Origin of the sequence: Chitinophaga sp. (genome assembly GCF_036566945.1) — a bacterium.
GTDB lineage: Bacteria > Bacteroidota > Bacteroidia > Chitinophagales > Chitinophagaceae > Chitinophaga.
Genome location: NZ_DATCVJ010000086.1, coordinates 1 through 13,809 on the forward strand (window position 1 = coordinate 1; position 13,809 = coordinate 13,809).

The following is a 13,809-nucleotide window of genomic DNA, read 5'->3' on the forward strand; positions in this document are numbered from 1 at the left end:
CCGGCACCAAACGCAGAAAATATTTACAGGAAAATGCTGCTGCCGCTGATATCAATTTATCTGCCGCAGACGTAGCAGCAGTTGATAATATTTTACGCAGTAATGTCATAGCCGGCCCCCGGTATACCGAAGGCGGCATGCAACTGGTGAATAGATAAGCGAAAAGCGGAAAGGAGAAAGCAAAAAGCTATCGAAGCGAATGACCAGCACGGATATTAAGTCTTTGCTTTGATCATTCGCTTCGATAGCTTTTTGCTTTCTCCTTTCTGCTTTCAGCTATTAAAAAAATTATTTCGTTTTCTTATAGCCCCAATCCTGCAACCATTTCACTACTTTCTCTTTATAATCTCCCTGGATAAGGATTTCACCCTCCTTCACGCTACCACCGGTGCCGCATTTTGTTTTAAGTTCTTTGCCCAGTTTTTCTATATCTTCCTCTTTACCAATAAACCCGGTGATCAGGGTCACTACTTTTCCGGCGCGCTGTTTTTTATCAAGTGTTACTCTCAGAATTTGTTCTGCGGGCGCCAGCGTGTCTGTCACTTCTTCCGGCTCTGGTTCGAGTGAAAAGTTAGGATCAGTGGAATATACAATTCCGTGGCCTGGTGTATTTTTCTTTTTCGACATCTCTCTAAAATATTTAAAGGTTATTCGTTTACCACTACGTTCATTGCCTGTGTATGGATACGTATACGTACTACTCCGTCTTCTGTAAGTGGCACGGCGTCACCATCTACCTGCAGATATTGCAATGCATTACTGCGAATGGTAATATCCTTACCTGTATAATGTTTTATGTAACGTGTATTATCGATATTGCCCATTAAGGAGAAAATACTTACGGGCAACAGGCTAAGAATGCCTACGGGCGGCATGATACAAAGGTCCAGTTGTCCGTCGAATACACTGGCTTTAGGCGCCAGTTTAAATTCGTATCCAAACTGGTTGCCGTTGGCTACGGTGAGCAGAAAGGCTTTTGCCTGAAAAGCATGCCCATCTATGTCGATGCTGTAATCTGCAGGTTGGTAGCTGTTAAAACTTTTCAATACCAATTTAGTGTAGCCGGATAAGCCACGTTTGGTATTGTGTCTGAACTGTTCTGCCACCAGGGCATCGAAACCGACACCGGCATTGCTAAGGAAGAGATGTTCGTTGGCATAGCCTACATCGATGGCCCGTTGTTTATTGGCGACAATGAGTTGTAATGCTTTATCTACGTTCAACGGGATTTTCAGGGCGCGTGCCAGTCCGTTGCCACTGCCCAATGGCAGTATTGCCATGGCGGTATTACTGCCGATAAGTCCTTGTGAAATTTCGTTAATGGAGCCATCTCCGCCAACGGCTACTACGGTGTGGATGCCATTTGCAACGGCTTCCCTTGCCAGGTCTGCACCGTGGCCCAGATAAGCCAGGTATGCTGTACTCACTTCATACTGATCAGCTGGCAGATGCCTGCTGATGGCATGTTCCAGTCGCTTTTCACGATCAGTACCCGCTTTGCGGTTGATGATAAATAATATCTTCTTCAAAAAAACTGTTTTATAATATAATCGCCTTCAGGCTCAGATCCAGGCTTACGGCATGGTGTATAATAGCGCCAACAGAAATATAATCTACTCCTGTTTTAGCATATGCTTCCAGGGTGTCCATCGTAATACCACCAGATGCTTCTGTTTCAAAACGTCCGTTGATTAACTCTAATGCAGTAACAATATCGGCAGGGGCAAAGTTGTCGAGCATGATCCTGTCTACCTGTCCTACTGCCAGCACTTCCTTTACATCGGCCAGGTTGCGTGTTTCCACTTCAATTTTCAGCGGTAGTTTACGTTCCTTCAGATAGGCTACGGTTTTAGTAACAGCGGCCGTAATGCCACCGGAGAAGTCAATGTGATTATCCTTCAGCATCACCATATCATACAATCCCATACGATGATTAACGCCACCGCCTATACGAACGGCTTCTTTTTCCAGCATTCTGAAGTTGGGCGTGGTTTTACGGGTATCCAGAATTCTGGTATGATATCCTTGCAGCTTTGTTACGTACTGATGTGTTAAAGTGGCAATTCCGCTCATGCGTTGCATACAGTTCAGCACCAGTCTTTCTCCCATCAGCAGGGTATGTACGGCAGCTTCTACTTCAAAAGCCACTTCACCAGCTTTCATGGGGTCGCCATCTTTTTTATAGGGGGTGAATACGGTAAACATATCCAGCCATTTAAAAATGGCTGCTGCTACTTCCATCCCGGCCAGGATGCCGTCTTCCTTTATTTTGAGTACGGCTTTCCCTTTCGCAGTAGGCGGAATACTAGCCATGGTGGAGTGATCTCCGCTCCCGATATCCTCTGCCAGTGCGCTTCTTATAAACGCATTCAGCGCTGCTTCATCTAACATAATTGAACAATTTTCTAATTACCGCGTGAAAGATATGTCAAAAATAAAAAGTGCCCCGCAATAAATTGCGGGGCACGGGGGTTTTTCAATTAATTTATATTGGTATTTCTATTTACTTTCAAATCGTAATTCATTCAGTACCATGGAACCTCCTTTCTTCTGCAGGAAGAAAGAAACCCTGAAAGTACCACTACCAGTGGTCATGGTACCAATACCAAAACGAGAACTATCTCCGCCCTGATGCACCAGTTCAAATGATTTAACCTGGTTTTTAGAGAAGAAATCCTTTAAAATAATTTCCGCCTGTGCTTTGCTATAGGAATTTGACTTTCCTGAAATATTGATCTCCACAGTATTGTCGAGGTAACGGGATAAACCATTTACATCACCTTGCTTTAATGCCGCCACTACATCTTCAAATGGGCCGGCAACTGTGATACTAATTGACCTGGCCGACAGTGTAAACGACGTAAAAACACCTCCCAACAACATGATCCCCAGCACAATCAATAGCTTCTTCATTGTCAGTTATTTTATTAAAAATGTGATTTTTCTAACTCAAATTAAAAGCGAAAACTATGCCAAACACACTGCAAATCAACAAAATCACATTATAGTGGTAGCTATTAAGGGCTAAGTAATAACAGTAAGATAATATGTGTTTCATTTTGAATAAATGGAATATAAAATCTGAACAACCGGAGTCATGAGGATTAATTTTTTGATAAGCGTTATTTTTGCAAAATATTTAAACCCTTTATAAGTACTTTCACCGTCTCGAGTGAATTAAATTAAACTATAACCAGATAGGATATGGAAAAGAAAAGAGCCATTCTCGTAATTATGGACGGATGGGGCGAAGGTAAAGTTCCTACAGCCGATGCCATTGCACATGCAAAAACCCCTTTTGTAAGCAGTTTATACAAACAATACCCACACAGTCATCTCGTCACCTGCGGAGAAGCAGTTGGTCTTCCTGACGGACAAATGGGCAACTCTGAAGTGGGGCACCTGAATATCGGCGCCGGCAGAATAGTGTACCAGGAACTGCAACGCATCAACGTAGCCATCAGAGATGGAGAACTGGCCGCCAATACTATATTACTGGATACGCTGGCTCATGCTAAAAACAATGATAAAGCGCTTCACCTGATAGGATTGGTAAGTGATGGTGGTGTACACTCACATATTGAACATCTGAAGGCACTGACCACCATTGCGAAAGCAAATGGTCTGGAAAAAGTATATATCCATGCGTTTACTGATGGACGTGATACCGATCCTAAAAGCGGATTAGGCTTCCTGGAAGATCTCTCTGCTCACCTGGAAACATCTACCGGCAAAATTGCGACCGTAACCGGCCGTTACTATGCCATGGACCGCGACAAGCGCTGGGAGCGCGTGAAGCTGGCCTATGATGCCCTGGTAAACGGAATCGGCACCCCTACCCATGACCTGTTAACGGCCGTAAAAGCATCTTATGCAGAAGGCGTTACAGACGAATTCATTAAACCGATCATCGTTACTGATGCGCAGGAAAAAGCCATCGGCACCATCCAGGAAGGCGATGCTGTACTTTGCTTCAACTTCCGTACAGACCGTTGCCGCGAAATATCTCAGGTGCTCACACAGGAAGCCATTCCCGACTTCGGTATGAAGCCACTGGATATTTACTATACGACTATGACAGATTACGACCGTACGTACAAAAATGTACACGTAATTTTTGAAAACGATAACCTGAACATGACGCTGGGTGAAGTGTTGGCCAAAGATGGCTGTACACAGATCCGTATCGCGGAAACAGAAAAATATCCACACGTATCCTTTTTCTTTTCCGGCGGCCGTGAAACAGAATTCGAAGGTGAACGCAGGCTGATGGCGGCTTCTCCCAAAGTAGCTACCTACGACCTAAAACCAGAAATGAGCGCCAACGAACTGGCTGACCTGATTGTTCCTGAGCTGCAGCAAAAGTCAGCTGACTTTGTAGTACTCAACTTCGCTAATGCGGACATGGTAGGTCATACCGGTGTATTCGAAGCCGTTATCAAAGCAGTGGAAACCGTAGATCATTGCGTAGAACGCGTAGTAACCGCAGCCCTGGCCAGCGACTACACCGTTTTCCTTACCGCCGATCATGGTAACGCCGATTTTATGATCAATGCAGATGGCAGTCCTAATACCGCCCATTCATTGAACCTGGTACCGTTTTTTATCATCAACAAAGATTTCAAAGGCACCGTAAAAGATGGCAAACTGGGTGATATAGCCCCTACCATCCTGCATTTCATGGGATTACCCATTCCTAAGGAAATGACCGGAAATTTACTAGTATAGCAGAAAGCGTAAAGCATAAAGCAAAAAGCTATTGTAGCGAATGAACGAAGCGGATATAAATATTCCGCAGTAATCATTCGCTACAATAGCTTTTTGCTTTATGCTTTCTGCCTTTAGCCCAATTTATTTCTTAGCTCCTGTAACATTTCGCTCATGGCTCCCGTTTAATAAACGTTACCATAAAAAATATCAGCCCAACACGCTGATTTACATATTTTTAGTGCTCTCGACAGATTTGCTCATGCATCGATGCGCCGTTTTTACGGCGCATTTTTTATGACCCACATTTAAGTCTTAATTTTGCAGCATGAAAATATACCCGCACGTAACAGTGTTGTTTACCATAATTGGCTTCATGGCCTGTAATCAGGCTAATAAACCATCAAAAGACCCGTCACAGGATAAGTTCGCGCCATTGCCGGATTACTTCAGCCAGGAGAATGCTCATATTCGCAACAGCGATGTCACACTATTTAAAACCGTGATCCTCAATGGCCAAAAAGACACTACCAGCATTTCCGGCAACGATAGTGCTACTGTTCATGATTTACTAAAGCCATTTATGGATGCTGACCTTAATAAGCCTTCTCTCCGGGATGAATATGATACCTCCAGTTTATATGACCCGTTTTCAGGCAGGAAATCCGTGATCTATAAATCACGGGGCAAACAAACCAGCCCCTCGGAAGTAACCATGGAGCTGGACAAGCAAGGCAACATTCAACAGGTAAACATTCACTCCTACACCAGTAACCTGGTATACGAATTCCGGCAGGACCTCTTTTACCAGCAAAACAGGCAGGTTCGGATGACTACCTATCAGAAAATAGCCTTCCTGACACCCAAAGAACTGGAAGTAAATGTAACGATCGCACCTAAAAAAGGGATGTAAACATGACCGCAGCGGAGTTTCAGAAAATATCACATACCATACCTGGCGATGCAGGTATCTACAAATATTACGATGAATCAGGGACCCTTCTTTATGTAGGAAAAGCCAAAAGTTTACGTAAAAGGGTCAGTTCTTATTTTGTAAAGAATCATGACAATTACAAAACCCGTAAACTGGTAGAACATATACATCATATTGAGTTCACCATCGTAGACTCAGAACAGGATGCGTTTTTGCTGGAAAACTCCCTCATCAAACAATTCAGGCCCAAGTACAATATTAACCTGAAGGATGATAAAACCTATCCCTACATCGTTATTAAACACGAGTCTTTTCCCCGTGTGTTTTTTACCCGTAATATCATCAAAGACGGCTCCGACTACCTCGGGCCTTTTACCTCTGTAGGGCGCGTGAGAGAAATACTGGAAGTGATCAAATATAATATCCCTTTACGTACCTGCAACCTCAATTTAACGGAAGAGAATATACGAAAAGGTAAATTCAAGGTATGCCTCGAATATCATCTGGGCAACTGCAAAGGTCCTTGTGAAGGCCTACAGACGCAGGAAGACTACCGCGAAGGATTGCAGCAGGTCAAGAACGTGTTAAAAGGGAATCTCACCCCGGTAGTAAACCTGTTTAAAGAACAAATGCTGGAACATGTGGGAAAAATGGAATTCGAGAAGGCGGAAATTATGCGTAAAAAGATCGCCAGCCTCGAAGATTATTCAGCCAAATCCACTATCGTTAACACCCGCATGGGCAATGTGGATGTGTTTTCCATTATCAGTGAAGGCAATCATGCGTATGTAAATTACCTGCGCATTTTGAATGGCACCATCGCTGATACCAAAACCGTCACGCTGGAAAAACAACTCGAAGAAAATGATGAAGAAGTGCTGGCATATGCCATTGCCTATCTCCGGGAAGTATTTAAAAGTATCACTACTGAAATAGTAGTGCCGTTCCCGTTAGAATATCCGGAAAGTAGCGTCACTGTTACCGTTCCTAAGGGCGGTGATAAAAAGAAATTGCTGGAGCTTTCTGAAAAGAACGTGAATTATTTTAAAGACGAATTATACCGTAAAAAAATACTGCACCTGGAAGGCAAAACGGATATGGAAAGAAAGCAGGTATTGTACCAGCTGCAGGCAGATCTTGAATTACCGGTATTGCCCGAACATATTGAATGCTTTGATAACTCCAACTTCCAGGGAAGTTATCCGGTGGCGGCCTGTGTGGTTTTCAAAGACGGCGTAGCCTCTAACAAAGATTACCGGCATTTTAATATCAAAACAGTAGAAGGAATCAATGACTTTGCTTCCATGAAAGAAGTGGTTTTCAGACGCTATAACCGCCTGTTGGCCGAGCAGCAGCCCTTGCCTCAGCTGGTGATTATTGATGGGGGTAAAGGCCAGCTCGGATCTGCTATGGAGAGCATTCGCGAGCTGAACCTGATAGGTAGCATGACCGTGGTGGGGTTAGCTAAAAATGAAGAAGAAATATTTTTCCCGGGTGATTCACAAAGTATCAAGTTGCCTTATAACAGCGAAAGTCTGAAACTGATCCGTCGGGTGCGTGATGAAGTACATCGTTTCGGGATTACTTTTCACCGCCAGAAACGCAGCAAAGGCACTTTCAAAAATGAACTGGAAAGCATTAAAGGTATTGGAGAAAATACGGCTACACAATTACTAAAAGCCTTCCGGTCGGTGACCAAAATAAAATTACTATCACAGGAAGAACTGGAAAAAGAAGTAGGTACCGCTAAAGCCAAACTGGTCTGGGAACATTTCCATAACGGTTAGCCTTATACGATTTCTACAACTGGTTGTGTATAATTTGCCATCGCTCTTTCGGCCTGCAGTACATGCCGGTTAATATGTGCAGTGAGGAAACCAAGTGTGTCACCTACCGATAACTTTATAACTCGTGACAGGGAAGTAGGTACTTTATGCTGGCGGATATTTATTTTTTCTGCCCGTAACAATAGGGCTTCCATCTGTCGTTGCTGGCCAGTAAATTCCTGTAATACAGTAGCCAGGTCCGGGTTTAAAGCCGGGATATGTCCCTTGGGAGATTTCATTTTTGAGCGCAGTTGTCCATTGTCCTGCGGTTGCATCAGGCGGGTGAAATAAGCGCCCAGCCAACTGCTTTTAAAGGTCGTTTCCGGCCGGCTGTTTTTTTTCTCTGCTATTGCTATTGCCTTTTCCAATTCCGGAAGATAGTATCTGCCATAAGTATTCAGGTGCTCCAAACATTGTACGGCACTCCATTTACCCGGCGCAGGGATATGTTGTAATACCGCATCTGCTTTTTCACCAAAACGATTTTCTGCTTTATATTGTATGGCTACGATTTGTTTACGCAGCCCCTGTAACAACTCACTACTTTTAACCAGGTTCATGGCATCGATATTTACTACAAAACTAGGATGGTCTGCGATAGAAAATCTTTGTGCAGATCAACATTTTATAGTTTTACGGTACTCAGTAGTTTACTGAAAGTGGCGGGATCTATGCCAAGATAAGAGGCGAGGTATTTATGCGGGATCAGCTGTAATACGTGCGGGCTGCGGGTTAACAGCTTCCGGAATTTTTGTTCTGCTGTGAATGATAGTAATTCCCGGTGCCTCTCCATTACGCCGCCCAAAGCGGCCACGGTTCCCAGTCTTACCCATCTCTCTATCAGTGGAAATTCCAGGGTAAGGCGATTAAAATCGGTATAGCTCATTCGCAGCAATTCGCTGTGTGTTAATGTTTCCAGGTACCAGGGGGAAGGGCGTTGCAATTGGAAGGAGTCCATTACACCGGAAAAGGAGCCGGTATAGGTAAACAAGAGGGTAGACTCTTTATCGCCATCGAGGCAAAAGACTCTTTGCACACCGCCAATAACGAAATAGAGATACTTTTCTACTTCACCAGCTACCGTCATTACTTCTCTGCGTTTGTACTGTACAGGCGTCCAAACAGCGGCCAGCGCTTCCCATTCGGGATCGGGGAGCGGCATGATCTGGAAGGCGGTTTTACGCAGTAGTTCGAGGTGCATATTCAAAGATAGCGAAAAGCTAAAAGCATAAAGCATAAAGCAAAATGCAGCGAAGAACATATGATGCTCTCCGCTGCATTTTGCTTTATGCTTTATGCTTTATGCTTTATCCTTTAGATATATGCTAGTATTGCCAAAGATCCTGTTCTTTATTGAAGATGCGGTCTTTGATGGCTTGTCCTTCCAGGAGGCGCATGGTACCGTCTTTAATATAGTCTTTGATCTCGCGGTTGTAGGTATTATTTTCCTTCACTACATAGCTACCGAAGAAGCGCATTTCGAAAAGGTCTTCCCAGCTGATGGTAGCAGCATCGTTGTTCTGGTTAAACACATCGTGTTTGGCCAGGATACCGCGGCAGTCAGGATAATACACCCAGAATAAAGGAATGGAGGCACGGATAGAGCCGTCTTCATTTATACGGGATACCATTGGAGCAATACCGAGTATACGAACTTTCAGGGCGGAGGCTTCTTTGTCGAACACCCAAACTTCTTTGATCTTGTACTGTTTGATGGTACGTGGATCGAAGTCATCGCGGGTAGTCACCATTTTCTCTTCGCCGGTTACCGGATCTATACTACGTACTGTTCTTTCTTCACCACTGAGTTTATTCTGGATTTCGGAAAAGGGCATTACAGTAGTAAATCGGTCATCGATAGGGCTAAAAGCTTCTACCTCTTTATTCTTGATTGCGTCCAGCAGAATATTTATAAACAGTTGATTGGAACCAGTCTCATCTTCCACATTATATTGGAAGGGGAGGTTTATCTTTTCTCTGATGTCGATTACCTGCCATACGCGTTTTTCCCAGAATCTGTCATCCTCGCGGATGTAGTCGTAGGCAATAGGCGTACGTTCTCTCGCCAGGTTTCTTTCCACCACACCATCAATACGCAATGATTTGCGGGGAGTATCCACCACCGGGGAGGTAATACCATCCGGGCGTTGAGAGGCAGGAGGAGCAGCAGGAGGCGTAACAGCATTCCCGGTAGCCGGGTTTACTACAGACGCATCTGGTGTAGGCGTAGCTGTTGTAGCAGTTCTACGGCGGGTGGTACCACCGCGGCGTTGCGCATCAGCAGCTGTTGCCAGCATTACCAGCAAAAGAGTGCACCAACCTATTCTGTTAAATATTACTGCTCGCATAATTCAGTAATTAATTGACCGTTAGTTTAATTTAAATATAGTACTCGGCATCGAACGAACAATGTTATCCGGGCCTTTCACTTTCACGTTCTCAAAAAATACTTCATCGCCTGGGCGCAGAGAGCGGATAGATCCTGCTACGTTGCCTGGGAAATAAGCTGAAGTAGCATCGCCTTCCTGGTATTCTTTGCCTTTTGCAGAAATACCTACGCGGTAACCGATTACTTCATATTTCACTCCTTCAAATTCGAAGTCTTCCAGATCAGCGCGTAAACCGCCCTGAACTTTAAAGTCTGCAGCTTTCATGCTACCACCTTTGTTAACCCCAACTTTCAGCACCGGATCCGGAACACGTTTTACACGGAATTCTTTCTGACCGAGTGATTTGGTTTTACCATCGATGTTAGCCACTACATTAATCACTGCCTTACCAGGCTGACTTACTGTAACGATATACTCACCTGAAGCGCGTTTGGTCATGTTGCCACCGCTAATAGAGGCAGACACCTGTTCTGCAGGTACACCCGCAGCAGAGATCGAAATTGGATTCTGCAAGCCGATATACAGCACGTTCATTTTGTCTGCGGAGATGGAGGTAGCCGAAGCACCTACATTATAAGTTTCTGTAAAGGGATAGGATTCAGGAGCGCCACCAGAGGGGCTAGGTAAGGTAATAGTACCGGAGATGGTTTTTTCGCCAATTCCGGATGCAGTAAAATTAACTGTTCCTAAACCTTCGTGTGCTTCAATGGTTTGACCATTTACTACGATAGTTGGATTTACCGTGGTGCTGTAGGCACCTACTGCGATGTTAGCAGTTAAGGTTTGTCCTTCCATCAGGTTTTTGGAATTCAGTGAAATGAAAGGTCTTACTTTATCAAACTTGAAAGTATTTGCTTCGATACGACCGAAGAGATAATCAATCACAGCAGATTCAGAGTTCTTGATATCATTCTGGAATTTACCCAGGATGGTTACTGCAGCAATGGTAGGTACCATGTTGAAGTGGTAGGTAGTCCAGGTTTTAGGACCGCCGCCGTGATCATCATTGGATTTGCCTACTTCTATTTTCAGTGGTAAAGTTTTTTCGATCTGTGCTTTAGCTTTAGGATCGTCAATATAGGAGAGGAGTTTTGTGCGCAGCTCTGTCAGCTTGCCTTCCAGCTCAGGTCCTTTTTTATTATTCTCCATTACCCGTGTAGGGGCATCCAGACCAGCTTTATCCTTAATTTCACCATGTTCGTCTTTACCGCCGCTTTCGGTGATAATGGTTTCTTTTAAGGATTGTACATAGTCAAACATGCTGGCAGACAATTTCTTTACTTCTTCCGCTTTGGCTTTGTAGGGTGCTACTTTCGCAGCATTCTCCTTCATTTGAGCCTCAAACTGATCGTAAATGAATTTGTTTTTATCTGTCAGTGATTTATTGGAAGTATTAATTGAGTTATTTACGATACTAAATGCGTTCAATATTTCGGCGGAGACGTTCAACGCGAGCATGGCCGTCAAGACCAGGTACATGATGTTGATCATCTTCTGCCTAGGATCTTTAGGTAGTGCCATAGTTTGTTTTCAGATTTAATTGATATGTGTTAATTCAAAAACTATTAGCTATACCTTATCGTCCTCCGTGCATGGCGCTCAGCATGTTACCATAAATTGAATTCAGGTTGCTGAGGTTTTTAGCGAGCAGGGAAATTTGTTCCTGTGTTTTCTTAGCATCTTCAATGCTGCCACTCATAGCGGAAGAAGCATTCTGCAGGTTGCTGTAGAACGAGTTCATTGCTTTCAGGTGGTTGTTAGTGTCCTGGAGTTCCAGTTCGTAGATAGCATTGAGGGAAGCCAGATTTTTAGTCATACCCTGCATCTGTACATGGAAGTCTTTGGTAGATTCTGATGCACTGTTGAAAGATGATACAGCAGCAGCAGCAGTAGTGTAAGCGTTAGCTACATTACCAATAGCGCTGGCAGCTTCTCTTGTTTTCTGCGTGTAATCTCCGGTTGCTGCTACCACATCGCTGATGTCTCTCATTTTGTCAACGGTAGTACCCAGTTTCTGGAAGTTTTCACTTAAGCGTTGCAGGTTAGCAGGGGTGATGTCTGCTTCCTGAAGCATTTTGTCCAGACCAGCTACTGCAGGACTGCCGGCAACTGCCACTACTTGTCCTTCAGGATGTGATGCACTGGAATCAGGCACGAAAGCGTAAACGAAGAAGATAAGCGCTTCTGTGCTCAAACCTAAGATCAAAGCGATATCCGCTCCCCGCCAGTGTTGCAGTTTAAATAATGCTCCGATAATTACTACGGAAGCCGCAATACATACGAAAAAGTTCAGCCATTTAGCTTTGTTAGGATTCATAGCCATAGGTTAAAATTTACTGGTTAAAGTGTTAATAGTTAAAGTCTGTATGGAATAGTTAATTCTCACTGATTTGCTGATAATAGTGTACATAATACAAAGGTTTCTTTGGTAGTTATATTAATACAGGCTATTACTGATTTGGTTTTTACTATCTGTGTTTGGCTCTTCTGCTCAGGGCAATGGTACATCTAAAACCTACGTATGATTTCGCACTGTCCTGATATTCATATGTCCTGGTTCCTGTTTGGAGGAAATAACCCACATCTTTCCATGATCCGCCTCTGATAGCTTTACGCTTCATTTTCAATGGTGCATCATCTGGTACATCCATTCTCAGATAAGGGTTCATATCAGACGTAAAGGAATACGCATTTTCATAAAAGATATCCGCGGTCCACTCAGCTACGTTACCGGACATGTTGTATAATCCGTAATCGTTAGGCCAGTAAGCGTCTGCACGCACCGTGTAAAATCCACCATCTTCCGGATAGTTACCACGACCAGGTTTGAAGTTGGCGAGTAAACATCCTTTCTTGTTACGGATATAATATCCACCCCAGGGGTATGGTGTTTGTTCTCTTCCGCCACGGGCTGCATATTCCCACTGCGCTTCAGAAGGCAACTGGAATTTATCTTCCGTAAACAGCTTCTTGCTGAGACGATAGTCTTCCCAGAATCTACTTCTCCATTCGCAGAAAGCCGTAGCCTGATGCCAGTTTACTCCTACTACCGGATAGTTATCAAACGCCGGGTGCCAGAAGTACATACGTGTCATCGGCTCGTTGTAGGCGTATGAGAAATCCCTTATCCAGCAAAGTGTATCCGGATAAATGGGCACATCTTTCTTTACAATAAATGTAGAACGCGGTTTACCAATATTCTCTCTCAACTTGGCTTTATCCCAGTTGAAAGTCTCCTGATGGTAAATCAGTTTACCTACATCAATATCTTTACGACCATATAACCTGTCTGCTTCGGAATACACCATTGCATCCAGTTTCTCCCAGGTTGCTTTGTCCTTCCAGGTAATCTTTTGCTTCCAATCGATAATGTCATGTCCATCATCAGATTTCACGTGCCCCAACAAAATGTGCGCGATGGAATCCTGCACCCATTGTACAAACTGGCGATACTCGTTATTGGTAATTTCCGTGGCATCCATGTAGAAACCAGAAATGGAAATTGCCTTGTTACGCGCAGTGAATGCATAGTTTACATCTTCATCACTGGGACCCATGTGAAAAGTTCCGGCAGGTATATATACCATGCCATAAGGTACAGGGGGAGCGTACTTTGGTCTCGGACTTACGCCGATCAATTGCCCTTGTGCATTTTTAGGGGTTTTACTACCGCCACAGCTGGCCAGCAGGGAAACCAGCAAAACTGCCAACAGACCTTTTACATAGTTAAGCTTCATAAGGGTAGCTTTCATCAGAATATGTTTTTTCTATTAACCAGCCTGGTGTGATTTGCCTGTATACAAGGGAACACATTTCTCATATTTCACCCGCTTTGTTTATATGAAAGATAGCAAATGTAATAATTAATTTTAATCCGTAGTGACTTTTTATACAACTTTTTCAATCCCGCTTACGACCGTTCTGTAACTAGTTTAAACGCGGCATTTAACAT

At 43.9% G+C, this 13,809-nt stretch carries 13 protein-coding genes; 3 read left to right on the forward strand and 10 right to left on the reverse strand.

The window, feature by feature from the left end:
• Positions 1 to 288: 288 nt before the first annotated feature.
• The 4 genes from VIP81_RS02435 to VIP81_RS02450 all read right to left on the reverse strand — a co-directional run bounded on the left by VIP81_RS02435 (position 289) and on the right by VIP81_RS02450 (position 2,913).
• Entirely contained in the window at positions 289 to 627 is a 339-nt protein-coding gene (locus VIP81_RS02435) for a translation initiation factor (RefSeq protein ID WP_331956888.1), read from the reverse strand.
• Between the two features lie 20 nt (positions 628 to 647).
• Positions 648 to 1,529 (reverse strand): diacylglycerol kinase family protein, encoded by an 882-nt coding sequence (locus tag VIP81_RS02440; protein WP_331956889.1) that lies wholly within the window; start codon positions 1,527 to 1,529, stop codon positions 648 to 650.
• Positions 1,530 to 1,539: 10 nt separating this feature from the next.
• Positions 1,540 to 2,391 (reverse strand): carboxylating nicotinate-nucleotide diphosphorylase, encoded by an 852-nt coding sequence (gene nadC, locus VIP81_RS02445; RefSeq protein WP_331956890.1) that lies wholly within the window; start codon positions 2,389 to 2,391, stop codon positions 1,540 to 1,542.
• Between the two features lie 108 nt (positions 2,392 to 2,499).
• Complete coding sequence (locus VIP81_RS02450) at positions 2,500 to 2,913, reverse strand: DUF4783 domain-containing protein (protein WP_331956891.1); 414 nt, start codon at positions 2,911 to 2,913, stop codon at positions 2,500 to 2,502.
• Positions 2,914 to 3,204: 291 nt separating this feature from the next.
• Here VIP81_RS02450 and gpmI point away from each other — a divergent pair, with 291 nt between their 5' ends.
• The 3 genes from gpmI (at position 3,205) to uvrC (ending at position 7,428) form a co-directional block, all read left to right on the forward strand.
• Positions 3,205 to 4,728 (forward strand): 2,3-bisphosphoglycerate-independent phosphoglycerate mutase, encoded by a 1,524-nt coding sequence (gene gpmI, locus VIP81_RS02455; protein WP_331956892.1) that lies wholly within the window; start codon positions 3,205 to 3,207, stop codon positions 4,726 to 4,728.
• A gap of 307 nt (positions 4,729 to 5,035) precedes the next feature.
• Positions 5,036 to 5,620 (forward strand): hypothetical protein, encoded by a 585-nt coding sequence (locus VIP81_RS02460; protein ID WP_331956893.1) that lies wholly within the window; start codon positions 5,036 to 5,038, stop codon positions 5,618 to 5,620.
• Positions 5,621 to 5,622: 2 nt separating this feature from the next.
• A complete protein-coding gene (gene uvrC, locus VIP81_RS02465; protein ID WP_331956894.1) occupies positions 5,623 to 7,428 on the forward strand; it encodes an excinuclease ABC subunit UvrC in 1,806 nt (601 codons plus the stop codon).
• A gap of 2 nt (positions 7,429 to 7,430) precedes the next feature.
• On the opposite strand, the gene VIP81_RS02470 is transcribed toward uvrC, so the two are convergent.
• The 6 genes from VIP81_RS02470 to VIP81_RS02495 form a co-directional block, all read right to left on the reverse strand.
• Positions 7,431 to 8,027, reverse strand: a complete 597-nt coding sequence (locus VIP81_RS02470; protein ID WP_331956895.1) for a DinB family protein — start codon at positions 8,025 to 8,027, stop codon at positions 7,431 to 7,433.
• Between the two features lie 65 nt (positions 8,028 to 8,092).
• Positions 8,093 to 8,668, reverse strand: a complete 576-nt coding sequence (locus tag VIP81_RS02475; RefSeq protein WP_331956896.1) for a Crp/Fnr family transcriptional regulator — start codon at positions 8,666 to 8,668, stop codon at positions 8,093 to 8,095.
• Positions 8,669 to 8,792: 124 nt separating this feature from the next.
• Positions 8,793 to 9,815, reverse strand: coding sequence for a gliding motility protein GldN (gldN, locus tag VIP81_RS02480; protein WP_331956897.1), 1,023 nt, complete (start codon positions 9,813 to 9,815; stop codon positions 8,793 to 8,795).
• 21 nt (positions 9,816 to 9,836) lie between these two features.
• A complete protein-coding gene (gene gldM / locus VIP81_RS02485; protein WP_331956898.1) occupies positions 9,837 to 11,378 on the reverse strand; it encodes a gliding motility protein GldM in 1,542 nt (513 codons plus the stop codon).
• A 55-nt stretch (positions 11,379 to 11,433) separates the two neighbouring features.
• Entirely contained in the window at positions 11,434 to 12,174 is a 741-nt protein-coding gene (gene gldL, locus VIP81_RS02490) for a gliding motility protein GldL (RefSeq protein WP_331956899.1), read from the reverse strand.
• Between the two features lie 151 nt (positions 12,175 to 12,325).
• Entirely contained in the window at positions 12,326 to 13,609 is a 1,284-nt protein-coding gene (locus VIP81_RS02495; protein ID WP_331956900.1) for an SUMF1/EgtB/PvdO family nonheme iron enzyme, read from the reverse strand.
• Positions 13,610 to 13,809: the final 200 nt, after the last annotated feature.

What these genes read in the sequence shown, in the direction of transcription:
- nadC (WP_331956890.1), bottom strand. Translation starts at nt 2,391, where the DNA reads ATGTTAGATGAAGCAGCGCTGAATGCGTTTATAAGAAGCGCACTGGCA.
- VIP81_RS02435 (WP_331956888.1), bottom strand. Translation starts at nt 627, where the DNA reads ATGTCGAAAAAGAAAAATACACCAGGCCACGGAATTGTATATTCCACT.
- gldM (WP_331956898.1), bottom strand. Translation starts at nt 11,378, where the DNA reads ATGGCACTACCTAAAGATCCTAGGCAGAAGATGATCAACATCATGTAC.
- VIP81_RS02470 (WP_331956895.1), bottom strand. Translation starts at nt 8,027, where the DNA reads ATGAACCTGGTTAAAAGTAGTGAGTTGTTACAGGGGCTGCGTAAACAA.
- VIP81_RS02460 (WP_331956893.1), top strand. Translation starts at nt 5,036, where the DNA reads ATGAAAATATACCCGCACGTAACAGTGTTGTTTACCATAATTGGCTTC.
- VIP81_RS02495 (WP_331956900.1), bottom strand. Translation starts at nt 13,609, where the DNA reads ATGAAAGCTACCCTTATGAAGCTTAACTATGTAAAAGGTCTGTTGGCA.
- VIP81_RS02475 (WP_331956896.1), bottom strand. Translation starts at nt 8,668, where the DNA reads ATGCACCTCGAACTACTGCGTAAAACCGCCTTCCAGATCATGCCGCTC.
- gldN (WP_331956897.1), bottom strand. Translation starts at nt 9,815, where the DNA reads ATGCGAGCAGTAATATTTAACAGAATAGGTTGGTGCACTCTTTTGCTG.
- gldL (WP_331956899.1), bottom strand. Translation starts at nt 12,174, where the DNA reads ATGAATCCTAACAAAGCTAAATGGCTGAACTTTTTCGTATGTATTGCG.
- VIP81_RS02450 (WP_331956891.1), bottom strand. Translation starts at nt 2,913, where the DNA reads ATGAAGAAGCTATTGATTGTGCTGGGGATCATGTTGTTGGGAGGTGTT.
- uvrC (WP_331956894.1), top strand. Translation starts at nt 5,623, where the DNA reads ATGACCGCAGCGGAGTTTCAGAAAATATCACATACCATACCTGGCGAT.
- gpmI (WP_331956892.1), top strand. Translation starts at nt 3,205, where the DNA reads ATGGAAAAGAAAAGAGCCATTCTCGTAATTATGGACGGATGGGGCGAA.